A 2,348-nucleotide genomic window follows, 5' to 3' on the forward strand; every position below is an offset into this window, starting at 1 on the left:
GCCTGGGGTGGTCGGGGGCAACTTCGCGCTGCGCTTCGACGGGGCCGACCGCTTCAGCCGACTGCTCACCGCGTGGTACGCCCTGCAGCGGCGCGGCGGCTGGTACTACGGCGACAGCAGCGTGTGGTGCACGCGATCCGCCCTGCGGTCCCTCGGCGGGTTCCGCGAGATCCCGATCATGGACGACGCCGACTTCGTCCGCAGGCTGGAGCGCCTCGGTCCGACCGTGTGCCTGCCGGGCCCGGCGACGACCTCGTCCCGCCGCTGGCGGACCGCCGGGATCCTGCGAACGTGGGTCGCCTGGGGCGTGATCCGGTGGCTGTTCGCCGTCGGCGTCCCGGCCGATCGGCTGGCGCACCTGTACCGCGCGGTCCGCTGAGCGGCGCGGCTCAGAGCTCGAGCTTGAGCTGCGCCGTCGGGCGGCGTCGCTGCGTCGGCTCGATCGAGGACGCCGCGGGTGCGCCCGCCGCCCGGTAGACGCAGACCACGTCCCGGAGCGACAGCGGGCCGCTGGGGCGTCCGTCGCAGCGCTCGACGGTCAATCGTCCCAGCCGGGACCCGGTGACCACCGCGTAGAACTGCACGACCGGCAGCCCCCCGCCACGCGCCAGCACGACGTCGCCCGTTCGGATGTGCACGCCGTCTGAAAGGGTCTCGTCGACCATCGCTGGATCGATCCTTCCACACCCGGGGGCGGACCCCTGCGCGCGATGTGCCCGGGCCGTAGCATCGCCACATGCTGCGCCGGTTGCTTGCTGCCCTGCGGGACCTCGAGATCCGCACCCGACCGGAGCACCCGGACCTCACCGCCGCGCTCAGCCGGCGGTGGGACGAGCTGCCCGCCCACGTCAAGGGCCCGCGGCAGATGCTGGGCACGCGGACGGCGGGGTGCGAGGGGACCCACGGCGTCTTCCCGAGGTGCGACCTGGCCTGCACGCCGTGCTACCACGCCAGGAGCGCGAACGCGGTCCGGACCGACGGCGCGCACACCGTCGCCGAGATCGACCGGCAGTTCGCCTACCTGCGTGCACGCCGCGGGCCGGGCCAGTACGCCCAGCTCATCGGCGGCGAGGTGACCCTCCTGGACGCCGAGGACCACGCCCGCGCGCTCACAGCGCTCCACGCGCACGAGCGCAAGCCCATGTCGATGAGCCACGGCGACTTCGACTACACCTACCTCGCGGCACTGGCGCTCGATCCGCGGACCGCGGCCCCGCGCTTCCGGCACCTGAGCTTCGCCGGGCACTTCGACTCGATGATGTTCGGCCGCCGTGGTCTGCGCCGCCCGCCCGACGAGGCGTCGCTGCACCCGTTCCGGCAGGCCTTCTGCGACATGTTCGCGCGCCTGGAACGGGAGCACGGGGTCACGAGCTACCTCGCGCACAACATGACGGTGACCCCGCGCAACCTCGGCGAGGTCGCGGAGGTCGTGCGCGCGTGCCGGGACATGGGCTTCCGCATGTTCAGCTTCCAGCCCGCGGCGTTCATCGGCAACGAGGCCCGCTGGAAGGACGAGTACCGGTCCTGCTCCGGCGACGACGTCTGGGCCGAGATCGAGCGCGGCGTGGGCGCCCGCCTGCACTTCCGGGCCTTGCAGATCGGCGACGAGCGGTGCAACCGGACCGCGTACGGCGCGTTCGTCGGCGAGCGCTACGTCCCCCTGCTCGACGAGGACGACCCGCGGGACGAGGCCGCGCTCGTGGCGTTCGTCCGGGCGTTCGGCGGGCTGGACTTCGCCGCCGCGCGCGGGCTCGTGGCGGTGCGGGTCCTCAGGGGCGTGGCCCGGCACCCGGTCATCGTGCCCCGGGCCCTCGGGGCGGCGCGACGGTTCACGCGCCGGGCCGGCGGTCCCCGGGCGCTGCTGCGCTCACCGCCTCGGCCGGTGACCTACGTCATGCACTCCTTCATGGACGCGCGCCACGTGCGGCCCGCCTGGACCGCGCTGCGCGCGGGCCGCCACGAGGACCCGGACCCGGAGATCCAGGAGACCATCGACCGGCTGCGCGCCTGCTCGTACGCGATGAGCCACCCCGAGGAGGACGTGCTCGTGCCGGCGTGCGCCCAGCACAGCGTCCTCGATCCGCTGGAGAACCGTGCGCTGCTGGACCTGCTCGGCCCGCACGTCGGCGCGGGCGAGCGTGTACGCGCCGCGGACGGGCCCTCGACCTGACCGCGCGGTCCGCGGCCGCGGTTCGCCCGTACGTCAGGTGCATGCTGCATCCGACGCCGTCGACCACCGCACCCGACCCCAGCGCCGCCGAGCGCAAGACCGACCACGTGCGCATCGCCGCGCAGCCCGGCGTCGAGCACCTGTCCGGGACTGGCCTCGATCGGGTGCGCCTGCGACA

General features: G+C 74.2%; 2 protein-coding genes and 1 pseudogene. 2 read left to right on the forward strand and 1 reads right to left on the reverse strand.

The features are described from left to right. Nucleotides 1-379, forward strand: a pseudogene (locus ABYE80_RS19855) (glycosyl transferase); the annotation flags it as partial. 10 nt (nucleotides 380-389) lie between these two features. Here the strand turns inward: ABYE80_RS19855 and ABYE80_RS19860 are convergent. After that, complete coding sequence (locus ABYE80_RS19860) at nucleotides 390-665, reverse strand: hypothetical protein (RefSeq protein WP_372792039.1); 276 nt, start codon at nucleotides 663-665, stop codon at nucleotides 390-392. Between the two features lie 71 nt (nucleotides 666-736). Between ABYE80_RS19860 and ABYE80_RS19865 the strand changes: the two genes are divergently transcribed. Continuing rightward, the gene (locus ABYE80_RS19865) at nucleotides 737-2,170 is read left to right on the forward strand and encodes a radical SAM domain-containing protein (RefSeq protein WP_372792040.1); all 1,434 of its coding nucleotides are present in this window, start codon (nucleotides 737-739) and stop codon (nucleotides 2,168-2,170) included. Nucleotides 2,171-2,348: the final 178 nt, after the last annotated feature.

Origin of the sequence: Paraconexibacter sp. (assembly GCF_041602235.1) — a bacterium.
Classification (GTDB): Bacteria; Actinomycetota; Thermoleophilia; order Solirubrobacterales; family Solirubrobacteraceae; genus Paraconexibacter.